The following is a 14,704-nucleotide window of genomic DNA, read 5'->3' on the forward strand; positions in this document are numbered from 1 at the left end:
AGCTTCCGACAGGGCAGTCGGCGGCGGACTCCGGAGTAATCCCTACCCCTCCGTAGAGTCCGTACCGCACGGGGAGCTGCCCGGGGCGGCCGCTTCGAGCACGCGGCGCGCTGCGCTGACGTGGGCCGCCTTCCCAGTCACCGCCCCTCGGGGAGGGGCCCTGCGCTGGGGCGGCACGGGTGGGCCGCGCAACTCGGCGCTGCGGAGCGCCGCTGCGCCCACCTGTGCCGCCCCAGCGGCACGACTGCCCGCAGCTACGCAGATACGACCGCCCGTTGCGGCACGGACGCGACCGCACGTGGCCGGCAGCCGCTGATCAGCCGAGCAACCGCTCCAACACCACCGCGATCCCGTCCTCCTCGTTGGAGGCCGTCACCTCGTCCGCCACCGTCCTGAGCTCCTCGTGAGCGTTGGCCATCGCCACGCCCCGAGCCGACCACGCGAACATCGGGATGTCGTTCGGCATGTCACCGAAGGCGATCGTGTCGGCGGCCTTCAGGCCCAGGCGGCGGGCCGCCAAGGACAGGCCCGTTGCCTTGGACAGGCCCAGGGGCAGGAGCTCGACGATGCCCTCGCCCGCCATGGCCACCGTGACGAATCCGCCGGCGGCCTGCCGGGCGGCCTCTGCCAGCTCGTCGTCCGACAGGTCCGGATGCTGTATGTAGATCTTGTTCAGCGGGGCGCTCCACAGATCCGACGCGTCCGTGAACGGAGTCGACGGGAGCGTGCCCGTGACCGCGTAGCCGGGTCCCACCAGGACGTCGCCGTCCAGGCCGTCGCGGCTCGCCGCCAGGAACAGCGGGCCGACCTCCGCCTCGATCTTGGCCAGGGCCACGCCCGCCAGCTGGCGGTCCAGGGTCACCGACGTCAGCAGGCGGTGCTCGCCGGCGTCGTACACCTGGGCGCCCTGACCGCAGACGGCGAGGCCCTCGTAGCCGAGGTCGTCGAGGATGTGCCGCGTCCACGGGACCGCGCGGCCCGTCACGACGATGTGCGCGGCGCCCGCCGCGGTGGCCGCGGCGAGGGCGTCACGGGTGCGCTGCGAGACCGACTCGTCGGAGCGCAGAAGCGTTCCGTCGAGGTCGGTCGCGATCAGCTTGTACGGGAAGCCCTCGGACACCTCGCCGGAAGCCTCGCCGGCCGCCTCGCTCACTTGGCCACCGGCTCCAGGACTTCCCGGCCGCCCAGGTACGGGCGCAGCACCTCGGGGACCCGGACGGAGCCGTCGGCCTGCTGGTGGTTCTCCAGGATCGCCACGATGGTGCGCGGTACGGCGCACAGCGTGCCGTTGAGCGTCGCCAGCGGCTGCACCTTCTTGCCGTCACGCAGGCGCACCGACAGTCGGCGGGCCTGGAAGCTGTCGCAGTTGGAGGCCGAGGTCAGCTCGCGGTACTTGCCCTGGGTCGGGATCCACGCCTCGCAGTCGAACTTGCGGGACGCCGACGCGCCCAGGTCGCCCGAGGCCACGTCGATGACCTGGAAGGGCAGCTCGAGGCCGGTGAGCCACTGCTTCTCCCAGTCCAGGAGCCGCTTGTGCTCGTTCTCCGCGTCCTCGGGGGCGACGTACGAGAACATCTCGACCTTGTCGAACTGGTGCACGCGGAAGATGCCGCGCGTGTCCTTGCCGTACGTGCCGGCCTCGCGGCGGAAGCACGGCGAGAAGCCCGCGTAGCGCAGCGGCAGCTTCTCGGCGTCGAGGATCTCGTCCATGTGGTACGCGGCGAGCGGGACCTCGGAGGTGCCGACCAGGTAGTAGTCGTCCTTCTCCAGGTGGTAGACGTTCTCCGCGGCCTGGCCGAGGAAGCCGGTGCCCTCCATGGCGCGCGGGCGGACCAGCGCCGGGGTGAGCATCGGGATGAACCCGGCCTCGGTGGCCTGGGCGATCGCCGCGTTGACCAGTGCCAGTTCCAGCAGGGCGCCGACGCCGGTGAGGTAGTAGAAGCGCGAGCCGGACACCTTGGCGCCGCGCTCGACGTCGATGGCGCCCAGCGCCTCGCCGAGCTCGAGGTGGTCCTTGGGCTCGAAGCCCTCGGCGCCGAAGTCGCGGATGGTGCCGTGCGTCTCCAGGACGACGAAGTCCTCCTCGCCGCCGACCGGGACGTCGGGGTGCACGAGGTTGCCGAGCTGCAGCGCGAGCCGCTTGGTCTCCTCGTCCGCCTCGCTCTGCTCGGCGTCGGCCGCCTTGACGTCGGCGGCAAGCTGGCTCGCCTTCTTCAGCAGCTCGGCCTTCTCGTCGCCCGAGGCCTTGGGGATGAGCTTGCCGAGGTTCTTCTGCTCGGAACGCAGTTCGTCGAAGCGGACGCCGGACGACCTGCGCCGCTCGTCGGCAGACAGGAGGGCGTCGACGAGCGCGACGTCCTCTCCACGGGCGCGCTGCGAGGCGCGCACTCGGTCGGGGTCCTCACGGAGCAGGCGAAGGTCAATCACGCGCTCAAGGCTACCGGGGCGGGGTGACAGCCCACGACTCGCTATTCCGAACCACGGCTTACGTTCCGTTATGAGTGAATTGCGAGGCGTGTCAATAAAAGGCGTCTCACTCCCTGGAACGGGGCAGGTGCGAGGCGGCCGGTTGACTCGACTCCCTTGTGGAGAACGGGATTTGGGCCGGGGTTGTCCACAGGAATCCCCAGCCGGGGAAGAGTTATCCACAGGGTGTGTGGATGGACTGTGGACGCCGGAATTGATCACTCCGCAACATGTCGAGCAAGTCGAAGATTCCCAGGACAAACCCTATCCATCCCCACTTTCGAGTGGAAAGCGGTCGCCCCAAAGGATTACCCAAAGGAAAAGAGTGGACGAAGGGTGACTTGCTCGATGGTGGACGCCGAGGTGGCCCGGAGGGCTATTTGTCGACAGGCTCACCCTTGGTTGTCGACTTGTCCCCAGGTCGAGAAGAGTACCTGTGGATAACGCCTGTGGATAACGATAATCAGCTGGTAGTACCGGTGTGAAACCTGCACGGGCGCCGATCGGAACCGGCCGCCACGGGCCGGCCCAAGCGCTCGTCACGCGCCGCTCAGAACCGCCCGTCCTGGCACCGCGCCACCCAGTCCGCCGCCGACACGAACGCCTCGTCCGACGTCCCCAGCCGCGGCGGCCGCACATCCCCCGGCTCCATGTCCGCGCGCGGGTACGAGCCCAGGAACCGCACCTCCAGGCAGATCCGCTTCAGCCCCATCAGTGCCTCGGCCACCCGGCGATCGGAGATGTGCCCCTCGGCGTCGATGCAGAAGCAGTAGTTGCCGATGCCGGCGCCGGTGGGCCGGGACTGCAGCAGCATCAGGTTGATGCCGCGCGTGGCGAACTCGCCCAGGAGGTCGCGCAGACCGCCGGGGTGGTCATCGCGCTGCCACAGCACGACGGACGTCTTGTCCGCGCCGCTCGGTGCCGCGGGCCGGGCCGGCCGGCCCACCAGCACGAACCTCGTCTGGGCGTTCTCCGCGTCGTGGATCCCGGTCTCCAGGGCCTCGAGGCCGTACCGGGCGGCCGCGAACTCGCCCGCGAAGGCGGCGTCGTACTGGCCCTCCTGGACCAGGCGCGCGGCGTCCGCGTTCGAGGCGGCGGACTCCCAGTGGGCGTCCGGCAGGTTCTTCTTGAGCCAGTTGCGCACCTGCGGCTGGGCGGCCGGGTGTGCGGAGACCGTCTTGATGTCCGACAGCTTGGTGCCGGGCCTGACCAGCAGCGCGAAAGTGATCGACAGCAGCACCTCGCGGTAGATCATCAACGGCTTGCCCGCGACCAGCTCGTCGAGCGTGGTCGTGATCCCGCCCTCGACGGAGTTCTCGATCGGTACGAACGCGGCCTCGGCCTCGCCGACGCGCACCGCGTCGAGCGCGGACTGTACGGACACGTACGGGATCAGCTCCCGGGTCGCGGCCTCGGGAAGCGTGCGCAGGGCGACTTCGGTGAAGGTGCCCTCGGGGCCGAGATAGGCGTAGCTCGCTGGCATGCCCTCACCCTAATGGGCCTTGCGAAACGCGGCGGACACATCTCACCCGGCCGCGCCGAGGGCGATCCGGACGCCGGCTCACGGAATGCGCGAGCTCAGCCCGGCGCACCCCGGGCCGGCCCAGCTCACCCCCTGCTCGGCTCCGTCCTGCCCCGCCGCCCCGCGTCACCCCTCCAGCAACCGCTGCCCCACGTACTCGCCCTCCGTCGCCCCGCCCGGCACCGCGAACAGCCCGCTCGCCTCGTGCCGGATGAACTTCGACAGCGCGTCGCCGCGGTCGAGCTTGCGCTGGACGGTGACAAAGCCGCGCAGTGGGTCGGCCTGCCAGCAGATGAACAGCAGCCCCGCGTCGGGCACCCCGTCCGCGTCGATGCCGTCGTGGTACGAGAAGGGGCGCCGCAGCATGGCCGCGCCGCCGTTCTGGTCGGGCCGGGTGATGCGGGCGTGGGCGTTGAGGGGGACGACCAGATTCCCTGCCTTGTCCGTCTTCTCCAGGTCCATCTCGGTCGTCTCGGTGCCCCCGGACAGCGGCGCCCCGTCGGACTTGTGGCGCCCGATGACATCCTCCTGCTCCTTGACCGAGAGCTGCTCCCAGTCGTCGAGAAGCATGCGGATGCGGCGTACGACGGCGTAGGAGCCGTCTGCCATCCAGGCCGGGTCCTTCGCACTGGACTCCGGGACGAAGATGCGCTGGTCGAAGTCGGCGTCCGTCGGCTTCGGATTGCGCGTACCGTCCATCTGGCCCATCAGGTTGCGCGCCGTCATCGGGTGCGCGGTGGCCCCCGGCGACCGGTTGAAGCCGTTCATCTGCCACCGCACCTTGGCGGCCTGGCCGGCGTCCTTCTGGATCGCGCGCAGGGCGTGGAAGGCGACCAGGGCGTCGTTGGCGCCGATCTGCACCCACAGGTCGCCATTGCTGCGCGCCTTGTCGAGCTGGTCGGAGGAGAAGTCCGGCAGCGGGTCCAGGGAGACCGGGCGCTGCTTCTCCAGGCCGGTTCGTGCGAAGAAGCTGTGCCCGAAGCCGAAGGTGATCGTCAGTGCCGCCGGCCCGGCGTCCCGGGCCACATCCGTGTCGTCCTGCTTGGCCGCCTCGCCCGCCATCAGCCGCTGCGCCGTCTCCGACCAGCGGCGCAGCAATGCCGCGGCTTCCTTGCGGCCCGCGCCCGCCGTCAGGTCGAAGGCGACGACGTGGCCGCGCGCCTGGAGTGGCTGGAGGATGCCGGGTTGATGTTTCCCGTGAAACATCACCTGATCGGCGCCCAGCGAGGTGAGCGGCGTCGCCTCGGCCGGCCGGGCGGCGTATCCCACGGCCCCGCCGGCCGCACCGAGCATCAGCCCGCCGGCACCGGCGGTCCCGAGCAGCCGTCGCCGCGAAATGCCGTCCTTGTGTGAGGCGCTTTCTGGAAGGCCGCCATTAAGTGCGGTCTCGCCATTAAGTGCCTTCTCGGGAGTCTGGGGAATCTGGGGAGTCCCAGGAGTACGGGCCTCCGGAATGGACTGGTCAGCCATGGTGCGGTTCAGCCGATCTGCGCGTTCTTGGAGACGGTGGTCTGGTCGATGTCGGAGGTCCGCACGGTGACGGCGATCTTCCATTCGCCCGCCATGGGGATCTGGACTCCGTTCGCCGACCAGTGTCCGGTGGCGATGTGGTCGGGGACCACGGGCAGCGGACCGATGTCCTGGGACTCGAGGGTGAAGGCGACCTTCACCTCGGGGACGTCGAAGGCTCGGCCGTTCGGCCGCTCCGCGTAGACGTGCATCTCGTTGCCGCCCACGCGCGCGGGATCGAGGTCGATCCGCACGACGCCCTTGCCGTCCTCGCCGCCGGTGTCGAAGGACATGTCCAGGGTCAGCGCCCCGGCCGCCGAGGCGTCGGCGGAAGAGGACGACGTGGCCGCCCTGGCCTGCTCCTCCGTTCGCCCCGGTTCGGTCGACGTCAGCATGGTGGTGACGGCGAGCAGGACGACGGCGACGCCCGCCTCGGCGAGCACCGAGCGGCGCAGTCCGAACCGGTTCGGGTCGGCGTCCCGCTGCTGCTTCTGCCGTGCCGTGTCGATCGCAGCCTGCTGCCGGGCGAGCTGGGCGGCGCGCTGGGAATCGCTGCTCTTGGATTCGCCGCCCTTGTTGCCGGATACGGCGGCCGAGGCGTCCTGCTTGCCGGAAGCGGAAGCGGAGGAAGTGAGGGTGGAGGCTGAGGCTGAGGCTGAGGCGGTGGCGTGCTCCCGCTCGCCCTCAACGTCCTCGTCCTCGCCCTTGCCCTCGACGTCCTCGACTGTGCCCGTCCCGCTCTGGCCCTCGACAGCCTCCCCCGCGGCGGTGTCCGCCTCGCCCGTGACCGCCTCCTTCTCGCCCTCAGCCGCGTCCTTTGCCTCCCGCCGCTTCACCACGACGGCCTCCGCCAGCCGCGCCGTCCACCGCCGCGAGATCCACGCGATCCCGACCAGCAGCACCACGAGCCCGATCTTGACCAGCAGAAGCTGCCCGTACCGCGTCCCGGTGAACGCCGACCACGACCCGAGCTGTCGCCACGACTGGTAGATCCCGGTCGCGACCAGCGCGAGCACGCTGCCGAAGGCGACACGCGAGAACCGTCGTACGGCGGAGGCCTCGACCGGCGTGTCCGCGGGCGCCCAGTAGAGGCCGACAAGGAGTGCGGTGAGCCCGCCGAGCCACCCCGCGACGGCCAGCAGGTGGACGACGTCGACCGGCATCGCGATCCCGGCCTGGAGCCCGGTCGAGGCGTGCTCGGACATCGCCCAGCTCGCCGCGAGCCCCGCCGCCACGACGGTCCCGCCGATCGCGAGCCCGAAGGTCAGGTCCTGCTGCTCCTCTTCCTCACGCTTGTCGTACGCCCCGAACAGCACCGCGACGAACAGCGCCGCAGCGGCGAGCAGCAGCAGCCGGGACACCAGCGCCGCACCCGTCTTGGTCTGCAGCACCTGCCCGAGCAGGTCCAGGTCGAAGATGTCGCCGATCTTCCCGGTGCTGGTGTACGAGCCGCGCACGAGCAGCAGACCGAGCGTGGCGGCGGTCAGGGCCAGCCAGCCGGAGACGACGAGCCGCTGGAGCACCCGCACGCCCGCCCCGCGCTGCCAGCAGGCGAGTACGAAGGCGGCGGCGCCGACCATGACGGTGAAGCCGGCGTACGACACGTACCGCCCGAACCCGTAGAGCGCGCCGACGATTCCGCCGCCTGCCGTCTGGTCGGAGACGGAGACGGTGGTCTGGGAGGGTGCGCCGATGGAGAAGGTGTAGGCGCCGGCGACGGGATGGCTGTCCTCGGACACCACCTGGTAGGTGACGGTGTACGTGCCGTCGGGCAGGCCGCTGTGGAGTTTCACGGCGTACGTGGTGCCGCTGGGGTTGGCCGGGTCGCCGCGGTCGATCCGCTTGCCCTTGGGGTCGAGCACGCGCAGGGAGTCGTCGGACAGGGCGACCTTCTCGGAGAAGGTCAGCGAGACCTGCGTCGGGGCCTCGTCGACCACCGCCCCCTGCCGGGGGTCGCTGCCGGTCAGCGCGGCATGCGCGGAGACCGGCCCGGCACCGGCGAGGAGCAGGCCGGTGGCGGCCAGGAGCAGCAGCACCAGGATCCGGACGCGGGGGGCGATGGTCTGGGTCAAGGCGATCTCTCCCTCAGTGTCCGGTCTTCGGGTTGTACGTCGCCGACTTCACCGGCATCTCGACCGTGACCGTGCCGGACTCGGCGAAGTGGAGCTGCACGGTCACCTTCTCGCCCTGCTGCGGCTTGCGCTTCAGCTTCTCGAACATCAGATGGCTGCCGCCGCTCTTGAACACGAGTTGACCGTGCGCGGGGACGTCGAGGTCCTTGACCTCCTGCATCGACGATCCGACGGTCTCGTGGGCGGTGACCTCGCCGACGTCGCTGGTGACGGAGGTCAACTCGTCCTTCGTACCGCCCTTGTTGGTGACCGTCAGGAAGCCGGCCGCCATGGAGTCCGACACCGGCTGCGGCATGTAGGCGCCGCTGACGGACACTTCGGCCCCGGAGCCGGCCTGGGAGTCGGCCCGGGTGTCCCCGGAACCGCAGCCCGCGAGGAACAGGGTCCCGGTCAGGACCGCGACGGGGGCGACGAGACGCCTCACGGCTTCTCCCCCTTGATGAGCTTGGGGAGGTCCTTGGTGTAGTCGTCGACGGTGGCGTCCTCGGTGTAGAGGACGTACCCGGCGTCGGTCTTCGGTGAGAACGCGACGACCTGGGTGCCGTGGGTGGAGACCACCTTGCCGTTCTTGTCCTTGTGCGGCGGCTCGATGGTGATGCCGAGGGTGCGGGCGCCGGCCTGGATGGTGTCGAAGTCGCCGGTCAGGCCGACGACCTGCGGGTCAATGCCCTTGAGCCACTTGCCGAGCGCGGACGCGGTGTCGCGCTCCGGGTCGGTGGTGACGAACACGACGCGCAGCTCGTCCTGCTGCGCCTTGGACAGCTGCTTCTTGGCGACGGCGACGTTGTTCATCGTCAGCGGGCAGACGTCGGGGCAGTTGGTGTAGCCGAAGTAGATCAGCGTCGGCCTGCCCTCGGTCTCCTTGCGGAGGTCGTACTTCTTGCCGTTCGTGTCGGTGAGGACCAGGTCGGGCTTCTCGAACGGCTTGTCGAGGACGATGGCGGCCTTGTCCGAGCCGGCCTCCTCGGAGACCACGGTGACGGGCTGGGCGCTGTCCTCACCGCTGCCGCAGGCGGAGAGGGTCAGGGTGGCGGCGGCGAGCAGTGCGGCCGCGGCGAAAGTCTTCTTGCGCATAGAAAAATGTCCCAGTTGTGAGAGCTCCGGCGCGCACCGGGGTGTGTGCCCCGGCGCGCGCCGCGAACCGAAGGGGCGTCAGGCGTCGGTGCGCCGACGGCCGGCGAGCACGCCGTACGCCACGCCCAGCGCGCCGACGACGATGCCGACCACGCCCAGAACGCGGGCGGTGGTGTCGCTGCTGTCGGCGGGCTCGGCGGCGGCGGTCTTCGCGGAGGCGGCCTCGGCGTCGTCGGAGTCGGCGGCCTTCTCGGACGACGACGAGCCGTGGTGGCCGTCCTCGGCGGCGGACAGTTCGAGCACCGGGGCCGGGTTCTCCGGCTCCTCCTGGCCGTCCTGCGGTACCTCGATCCAGCGCACGACCTCCTTGTTGGAGTACGTCTGGATCGCCTTGAAGACCAGTTCGTCGGCGTCCTCGGGGAGCTGGCCGACGGCGACCGGGAACTTCTGGAAGAAGCCCGCCTTGATGCCGTCGCCGGTGGCCGTCCAGGTGATCTTGGAGACCGCCTCGGAGATCTTCTCGCCGTGCATCTCGATCGGCTTGTCCAGCTTGGACTTGGTGACCTTGATGTCCCAGCCGTTGATCGCCTCCGGCATCGCCGAGGCCAGCGGGTGGTCGGTCGGGAAGTTGACCTCGAGCTTGGTGGTCGAGGCGTTGTCGCGCTCGTTCGGCACCTTGAAGTCGACGACCGCGTAACCGCCCTTGGCGGCGGTGCCCTCCGGCTGGACGCTGACGTGGGCGAAGGCGGGGGCGGACAGGGCGAGCACGGCCGTGCCGGCGAGGGCGCTTGCGGCGGCGATGCGAGAGGCCTTCATTCGAGGCATTCGGAGCACTCCACTGTGAGTGAGATTCGGGATTCTGGTGGTGAAGAGGAGTACGCGTGCGCAGGGGTGCCCGATCAGGCGGGAAGCAGCGGGAAAGGCAGAACGAAGCTGTCCCTCGATCGGAAACTCGGGCACGCGCGCGTGCCGCACGACGGCGGCTCCTCATCCCCACGTCAGTGGAGTGACGGTCGCGTCGTGTCAGGCGGCGAGGACGAATGCGGTGTCGGGCGGGCCGCGCCTGACCACCGTGTGCTGGAGTGCGAGGGCGCGGGGCTCGGACGGGCCGAACCATCCGGCGCACTGGATGCGCGGGCCCGCCTCGGGCGCGCCCGGCAGTCCGACACGCAGGGCGCGCACCAGCGCGAGCGCCCCGCGCAGGGATCGTACGGACGCCCCCTCGGCGACCGAGTGCGCCGACAGGGCGGACATCTCGACGATCCGCAGCAGGGCCATGTCCCCGCGCCGCAGCAGCCACCCCGCGACGACCGCCGCGAGAACGTGGGCCAGCACCATGGGCAGGGACGGCAGCAGCGAAGCGGTGGAGTCGGTGGCGGAGTCCGTGACGGTGGACAGGGCGTCCATCGACGGATGTGAGGCATGCGCCCCGGTGGCCGGGCCGATCCGCGCCTCGGTGAGGATCCGCTCCGCCCGGGCCGGGCTGATGGCCGCCGCGGCGGTTCCGCAGAGGAGCCGCGCCGCCTGTTCCACGAGCGCGGCGTCGGACATGGAGGCGGAGGAGGCCGTGGTGGCCGCCCCGGCACTCGCCCCGTGCTGCCCGAGCCCGAACAGCGTGTGCAGCACGGTCTGGCCGGCCGCGAGCAGCCCCGCGATCCCGGGCAGCGAACGCTCACGTCCCGCGAACGGCACCGTGACCAGAACAACACCGAGGAACCCCGCGCCCAGCGTCCACAACGGGATCCTGGCGCAGGAGCCCAGCACGTGCCCGAACGCGGCCAGCACGACGCAGACCGCGGAGAACACCGCGGCCCGCAGTATCCGGAGATCACTTCCGGAGCGCGCCGTGCGCGGGTGGGGGGCAGTCATGGCGGGCTCATCATCGCACTGGCCTTATCGCCGCCATACGGCAGGTCCGCAAGATGACGTACGGGTGGTTGAGGGCGTACGAGGAGATAGGAGTCGTACGCCCGGAAGATCACCTTCTGGTGTGGGCCGCCCCCACATACACCGATTCCTGCGTAGGCGCATCGACCATATGGGCGGCATCACGTCAATGAAGTGCTTACAGCGGGGCACTCGCGGCAATACGTAACGGTATGTCGAGCCGCGGCCAGGAGGCTGGAGCATGAGCATCTGGTGGTCACTCCATCTGCGGCGGGAAGCCGCGAGCGTGCCGCTCGCCCGGCGGTTGCTGATCGGCACCATGGAGACCGCGGGTGTCGACCCCGATGTGTCGTACGACCTCTCTGTCGCCCTCAGCGAGGCTTGCGCGAACGCCGTCGAGCACGGCGGCGACACCGCTCCTGACGGCTCCCCCCAGGCCTACCGCGTCACGGCCTACCTCGACGGCGAGAAGTGCCACATCGAGGTCACCGACTCGGGCCCCGGCTTCATCGCCCCGCACCGCGCCCCACGCCCGGCGGCCACCGACGCCGAGCACGGCCGAGGGCTCTGCCTCATCGAGCAACTCGCCGACCACGTCCAGATCGGCAACAAGCCGGGCCGGGGCGGGGCGGTGGTGAGCTTCGACAAGATCCTCAAATGGAGGGAAGACGCCCCTCTGGTGGCGGTGTAGTGCCGGTGGTGAGGGCTCGGGAGCGGGGGATCAGGGCTCCCGTCACCCGTGACGATCAAGCGGAAGGGCTCCGCATGGCTGCCGGCACTGCCCCGGGATGAATTCAGCCACCCGAGGAGACCAGCGCGACGTCCCCCAGAGACATCGCAGTTGGGAAGGTGGTGGATCAGGAGTAGTCGCCGCGTTCGGCCCGGCGCAGGATGTCGCGCTCCCGGCCGGTCTGGGTGTCAAGGCAGTCCTCGTGGTCGATGACGATGGTGTCATCGGCCGGCCGGGCGCGTACCTGAGCCCCGTAAGCGTCGGTCGCCTTCACCAGGAGAGCATCCTGGTGTGCGGCGGGCCAGCTTTGGATCAGGTAGGACTCCACGACGTCCTCCACGGACGTCTGGTCGACGGCCCGGTCCCTGCCGCACGCATGGACGCGCAGCCGGTACGGGCCTGGCCCTTGGGACGCCAGAGAGGGCAGATCCGCGGGGTCGTCCATGAAATGAGTCACCAGCACTTCCCCGGAACGGGAGGGGCACGAGATCTCAGCGATCTCCTCCCAGTCCGCAGCCACGTCGGGGCGCTGCGAGTGCATCTCGACAGTGACCTGGACGTTGCCGGTGTGGATCCCGGTTCTCACCTCGACGGCTCCGCCGGAGGCTGAGACCAGCCCGGTGAAGGTGCTGTCGAGGTCGTCGGCGAGGGGCCCCTGCGGGTCCACGATCTGGAAGTGGTGGTATTGGGCGAATACCAGAGCTGTCCCTGTACGGGCTGACTCATTCACAGCTGACATCTTCCCGATCTTGTCGCGGGCCCAGCGGATCCATATGAGGAATCGCTGATGCAGGGCCCCGCAGGGCTCAGCCACCGCAGGCCGAGCGGATCTTGTAGAACGTGCTCAGATACCTCGAGTGGTACGACGCGCTCGCGATCCGCACGATCGCTTCGTCGGCCGAGCGCAGTGACGACCCGGTCAGGTTGGCGCTGCCCGTGTAGACGCGCGGGGTGATGTCGCCGTTGTAGTCGCCGTCGAGCAGGATCTGCTTGTTGTGCGGGCGGACGTCGATTCCGGGGCCGTTGGGAATGCGACACCTGCGGTGCTGGATGCCGGCGGCGTTCAGGCGGCTGGTGATCACGGAGTCGCTGTCGCCGTAGACGATGTCGATCCAGCAGCCCCGGCCGCGCAGCTGGGCCAGTTTGTCGGCGACCTGGAGGCGGGAGCGGAAGAAGCTGTGCATCACGATGCGGATGTCGGTCTGGTGCGGCAGCCCGTCCGCGCCGGTGTAGGCGCAGCCGACCTCGTTCAGCACGTTGACGACGGTGTCCGTGGCGGGGTTGTTGTACGACACGTCACCCCGGGGGAAGAAGTAGCCGCGGTAGGCCGAGCCGGTCGGTGTGGAGAAGTAGGCGTTGTTGTTGCCGCGTGCGAGGGTGCGCCCTTGGCGGAGCTGCTCGTGGTACGAGGCATAGCCGTTGTAGACCGTGCTGTCCGTGAAGGTGATGGCGTCGTTGAAGGACTCCACCTTGTACCAGTCGGAGAGGTTCGAGGAGGTCTGGAAGACGACCCTCGAGTAGCTGGTGCCGTCGTCGAAGGGCCCGATCCTCGAGAAGAGGAAGAACTTGTTGTGGTTGTAGGCCGGTTGGGGCGGGGCCACGGCCAGGCAGCCGCGCTGGACGTCGTCCACCCCGTCGGCGTCCTCGAACCTGTCGTCGCAGACGACGACCCAGGAGCGGGCGGCGGTGTTGGTTCCGAGTACGGCCCTGAGGGACCGGTAGGCCGGGTTGGCGAACTCGGCGCCGTCAGGGCCCACATAGGTCGAGTCGTCGAGGATGAGTCTGACGTCGACGCCCCGCCCATGGGCGGCGATCAGGGCGTTCGCGACCTCCTGGTCGACGAACTCGTGCATCGAGCCGCGGATCTGCGCCCCGGCGGGCGTCGCGTCGATCAGCCGGACGAGCTGAGTGAAGATCGCCTTCCGCTGAGCCGCCGTGCCCAGCGGGTCGTTGAACACGGGCCCGTTGACGACCGGCTTCGTCAGCGCGGCGGCCGGTGTCGCACCGCCGAGGAGGAGCGCGCACACCACAGTCAGGACGGTGGCGACGGCGGGCAGCACCGAACGGAGCAACCGCGCCGGGCTCCGGCGTACAGACGAACGGGTCATCGTCTTCGCTCTCCTGGGCAGGGAAGATCGCGGAAGTGACCAGTTCTCTTTGCCCAGGCGGGCGACAAACCCACCGGAAGATGCGCATTCGGGGTAATTGCTGAGCTCTACGGGTGACGGGCCGGCCAGCCCACCAACGGCCGGTGAGGGCTGCGAACTTCAGCTTCCTCAGGACTCACAGCCTGCGCACAGCGCCACCCCAAGCTCCTGCCGGGCGGTCTCCCTAATTTCCTGGTCATGACGGGAAACCACAAGGACAAGTCGATCACCCGGCGCCGCGCGATAGCGGTGACCGGAGGGACGGTCGTGGCGGGCGGGCTCGCCGTCACCGGTTACCAGGCGGCGTTCGCCGACACGACCACCACCGACGCGGCGGCCACGGCCACCACGACGGCCTCGGAGAGCTCCGGTACCTGCATGACGCTGATGTCGAGCGTCACCGAGGGCCCGTACTACCTCGACAACGCCCTCGTCAGAAAGGACATCACCGAGGGCAAGAGCGGCGTCCCACTGACGCTGCGCCTCACCGTCGTCGACGCCACCGACGGCTGCACCCCGGTCCCCGGCGCGGCCGTGGAGATCTGGCACTGCGACGCCTGGGGCTACTACTCCGGCTACACCACCGCCAACCCCGGCGGCTCCGCGCCCGCCGAGAGCGAGGACGGCTCGACCGCGAACGACAACACCTACCTGCGCGGCTACCAGATCGCCAACGCCAACGGGGTCGTCAAGTTCGAGACGATCTTCCCGGGCTGGTACACCCCGCGCACCTGCCACATCCACCTCAAGGTGCACACGGGCGGCCAGAAGGAGGACGGCACCTACGAGGGCGGCAAGGTCAACTACACCGGCCAGCTGTTCTTCGCCGACGACATCGCCCAGCAGATCTTCACGCTGGAGCCCTACTCGAAGCACTCCGGCAGCTACACCACCCTCGACAACGACATGGTCTACGACGGCGGCGGCGCCTCCAGCGGCCTGCTGACCCTCAAGCCGGTCAAGAAGGCCGACCCGTCCAAGGGCTACAGGGGCTTCCTCACCCTCGGCATCGACCCCGACGCCGAGAACACCGGCGCGGGCAGCGGCGACGGTGGCGGCGAGGGCGGTACGCCGCCGAGCGACGCGCCCACCGGCACCCCGCCCAGCGACGCCCCGTCGGCCTCGGCGTCCTCGTAGGGGTTGAAAGCTGCTGCCGGGAGTTTCGGTATTCGTCAGCGGCTGTCAGTGGGCGTTGGTAGGTTGAGTGTTGGCCGGGTGGCGAAAGCCAAGCCATCCG

The 14,704-nt window shown here is 69.7% G+C and carries 13 protein-coding genes; 2 read left to right on the plus strand and 11 right to left on the minus strand.

Annotated features, from left to right (window positions below):
- Positions 1-316: 316 nt before the first annotated feature.
- From ADL12_RS31545 to ADL12_RS31585, 9 genes are all read right to left on the minus strand, one after another.
- Positions 317-1,120 (minus strand): HAD family hydrolase, encoded by an 804-nt coding sequence (locus ADL12_RS31545; RefSeq protein WP_062708073.1) that lies wholly within the window; start codon positions 1,118-1,120, stop codon positions 317-319.
- Between the two features lie 29 nt (positions 1,121-1,149).
- On the minus strand, positions 1,150-2,427 hold the full coding sequence (gene serS / locus ADL12_RS31550) for a serine--tRNA ligase (protein WP_062708042.1): 1,278 nt from the start codon (positions 2,425-2,427) through the stop codon (positions 1,150-1,152).
- A gap of 589 nt (positions 2,428-3,016) precedes the next feature.
- A complete protein-coding gene (gene pheA, locus ADL12_RS31555; RefSeq protein ID WP_062708045.1) occupies positions 3,017-3,949 on the minus strand; it encodes a prephenate dehydratase in 933 nt (310 codons plus the stop codon).
- A 165-nt stretch (positions 3,950-4,114) separates the two neighbouring features.
- The gene (gene efeB, locus ADL12_RS31560; protein ID WP_062708048.1) at positions 4,115-5,458 is read right to left on the minus strand and encodes an iron uptake transporter deferrochelatase/peroxidase subunit; all 1,344 of its coding nucleotides are present in this window, start codon (positions 5,456-5,458) and stop codon (positions 4,115-4,117) included.
- A gap of 8 nt (positions 5,459-5,466) precedes the next feature.
- The gene (locus tag ADL12_RS31565) at positions 5,467-7,569 is read right to left on the minus strand and encodes a copper resistance CopC/CopD family protein (RefSeq protein ID WP_062708051.1); all 2,103 of its coding nucleotides are present in this window, start codon (positions 7,567-7,569) and stop codon (positions 5,467-5,469) included.
- Between the two features lie 13 nt (positions 7,570-7,582).
- Positions 7,583-8,053: a copper chaperone PCu(A)C gene (locus ADL12_RS31570; RefSeq protein ID WP_062708054.1), complete on the minus strand. Its 471-nt coding sequence runs from the start codon at positions 8,051-8,053 to the stop codon at positions 7,583-7,585.
- Positions 8,050-8,703, minus strand: coding sequence for an SCO family protein (locus tag ADL12_RS31575; protein ID WP_062708057.1), 654 nt, complete (start codon positions 8,701-8,703; stop codon positions 8,050-8,052). The genes ADL12_RS31570 and ADL12_RS31575 overlap by 4 nt, the downstream gene beginning before the upstream one ends.
- A 78-nt stretch (positions 8,704-8,781) precedes the next feature.
- Entirely contained in the window at positions 8,782-9,519 is a 738-nt protein-coding gene (locus ADL12_RS31580; RefSeq protein ID WP_062708060.1) for a YcnI family copper-binding membrane protein, read from the minus strand.
- Between the two features lie 207 nt (positions 9,520-9,726).
- Positions 9,727-10,572, minus strand: coding sequence for a hypothetical protein (locus tag ADL12_RS31585; RefSeq protein ID WP_062708063.1), 846 nt, complete (start codon positions 10,570-10,572; stop codon positions 9,727-9,729).
- A 259-nt stretch (positions 10,573-10,831) separates the two neighbouring features.
- Here ADL12_RS31585 and ADL12_RS31590 point away from each other — a divergent pair, with 259 nt between their 5' ends.
- Positions 10,832-11,281 carry an ATP-binding protein gene (locus ADL12_RS31590; RefSeq protein ID WP_062708065.1) on the plus strand — a complete coding sequence of 150 codons (450 nt, stop codon included), beginning with the start codon at positions 10,832-10,834 and terminating at the stop codon, positions 11,279-11,281.
- A gap of 166 nt (positions 11,282-11,447) precedes the next feature.
- Here the strand turns inward: ADL12_RS31590 and ADL12_RS31595 are convergent, their stop codons facing one another.
- Both ADL12_RS31595 and ADL12_RS31600 read right to left on the minus strand, forming a co-directional pair.
- Positions 11,448-12,059: a hypothetical protein gene (locus tag ADL12_RS31595; protein WP_062708076.1), complete on the minus strand. Its 612-nt coding sequence runs from the start codon at positions 12,057-12,059 to the stop codon at positions 11,448-11,450.
- A gap of 67 nt (positions 12,060-12,126) precedes the next feature.
- Positions 12,127-13,428: a phospholipase D-like domain-containing protein gene (locus ADL12_RS31600; RefSeq protein WP_062708067.1), complete on the minus strand. Its 1,302-nt coding sequence runs from the start codon at positions 13,426-13,428 to the stop codon at positions 12,127-12,129.
- Positions 13,429-13,665: 237 nt separating this feature from the next.
- On the opposite strand from ADL12_RS31600, the gene ADL12_RS31605 reads away from it, so the two are divergent.
- Positions 13,666-14,604, plus strand: coding sequence for an intradiol ring-cleavage dioxygenase (locus ADL12_RS31605; RefSeq protein WP_208614660.1), 939 nt, complete (start codon positions 13,666-13,668; stop codon positions 14,602-14,604).
- Positions 14,605-14,704 lie beyond the last annotated feature (100 nt).

It is taken from the genome of Streptomyces regalis, assembly GCF_001509475.1.
Lineage (GTDB): Bacteria > Actinomycetota > Actinomycetes > Streptomycetales > Streptomycetaceae > Streptomyces > Streptomyces regalis.

What these genes read in the sequence shown, in the direction of transcription:
- pheA (WP_062708045.1), bottom strand. Translation starts at nt 3,949, where the DNA reads ATGCCAGCGAGCTACGCCTATCTCGGCCCCGAGGGCACCTTCACCGAA.
- efeB (WP_062708048.1), bottom strand. Translation starts at nt 5,458, where the DNA reads ATGGCTGACCAGTCCATTCCGGAGGCCCGTACTCCTGGGACTCCCCAG.
- ADL12_RS31575 (WP_062708057.1), bottom strand. Translation starts at nt 8,703, where the DNA reads ATGCGCAAGAAGACTTTCGCCGCGGCCGCACTGCTCGCCGCCGCCACC.
- ADL12_RS31580 (WP_062708060.1), bottom strand. Translation starts at nt 9,519, where the DNA reads ATGAAGGCCTCTCGCATCGCCGCCGCAAGCGCCCTCGCCGGCACGGCC.
- ADL12_RS31585 (WP_062708063.1), bottom strand. Translation starts at nt 10,572, where the DNA reads ATGACTGCCCCCCACCCGCGCACGGCGCGCTCCGGAAGTGATCTCCGG.
- ADL12_RS31590 (WP_062708065.1), top strand. Translation starts at nt 10,832, where the DNA reads ATGAGCATCTGGTGGTCACTCCATCTGCGGCGGGAAGCCGCGAGCGTG.
- ADL12_RS31595 (WP_062708076.1), bottom strand. Translation starts at nt 12,059, where the DNA reads ATGTCAGCTGTGAATGAGTCAGCCCGTACAGGGACAGCTCTGGTATTC.
- ADL12_RS31600 (WP_062708067.1), bottom strand. Translation starts at nt 13,428, where the DNA reads ATGACCCGTTCGTCTGTACGCCGGAGCCCGGCGCGGTTGCTCCGTTCG.
- ADL12_RS31605 (WP_208614660.1), top strand. Translation starts at nt 13,666, where the DNA reads ATGACGGGAAACCACAAGGACAAGTCGATCACCCGGCGCCGCGCGATA.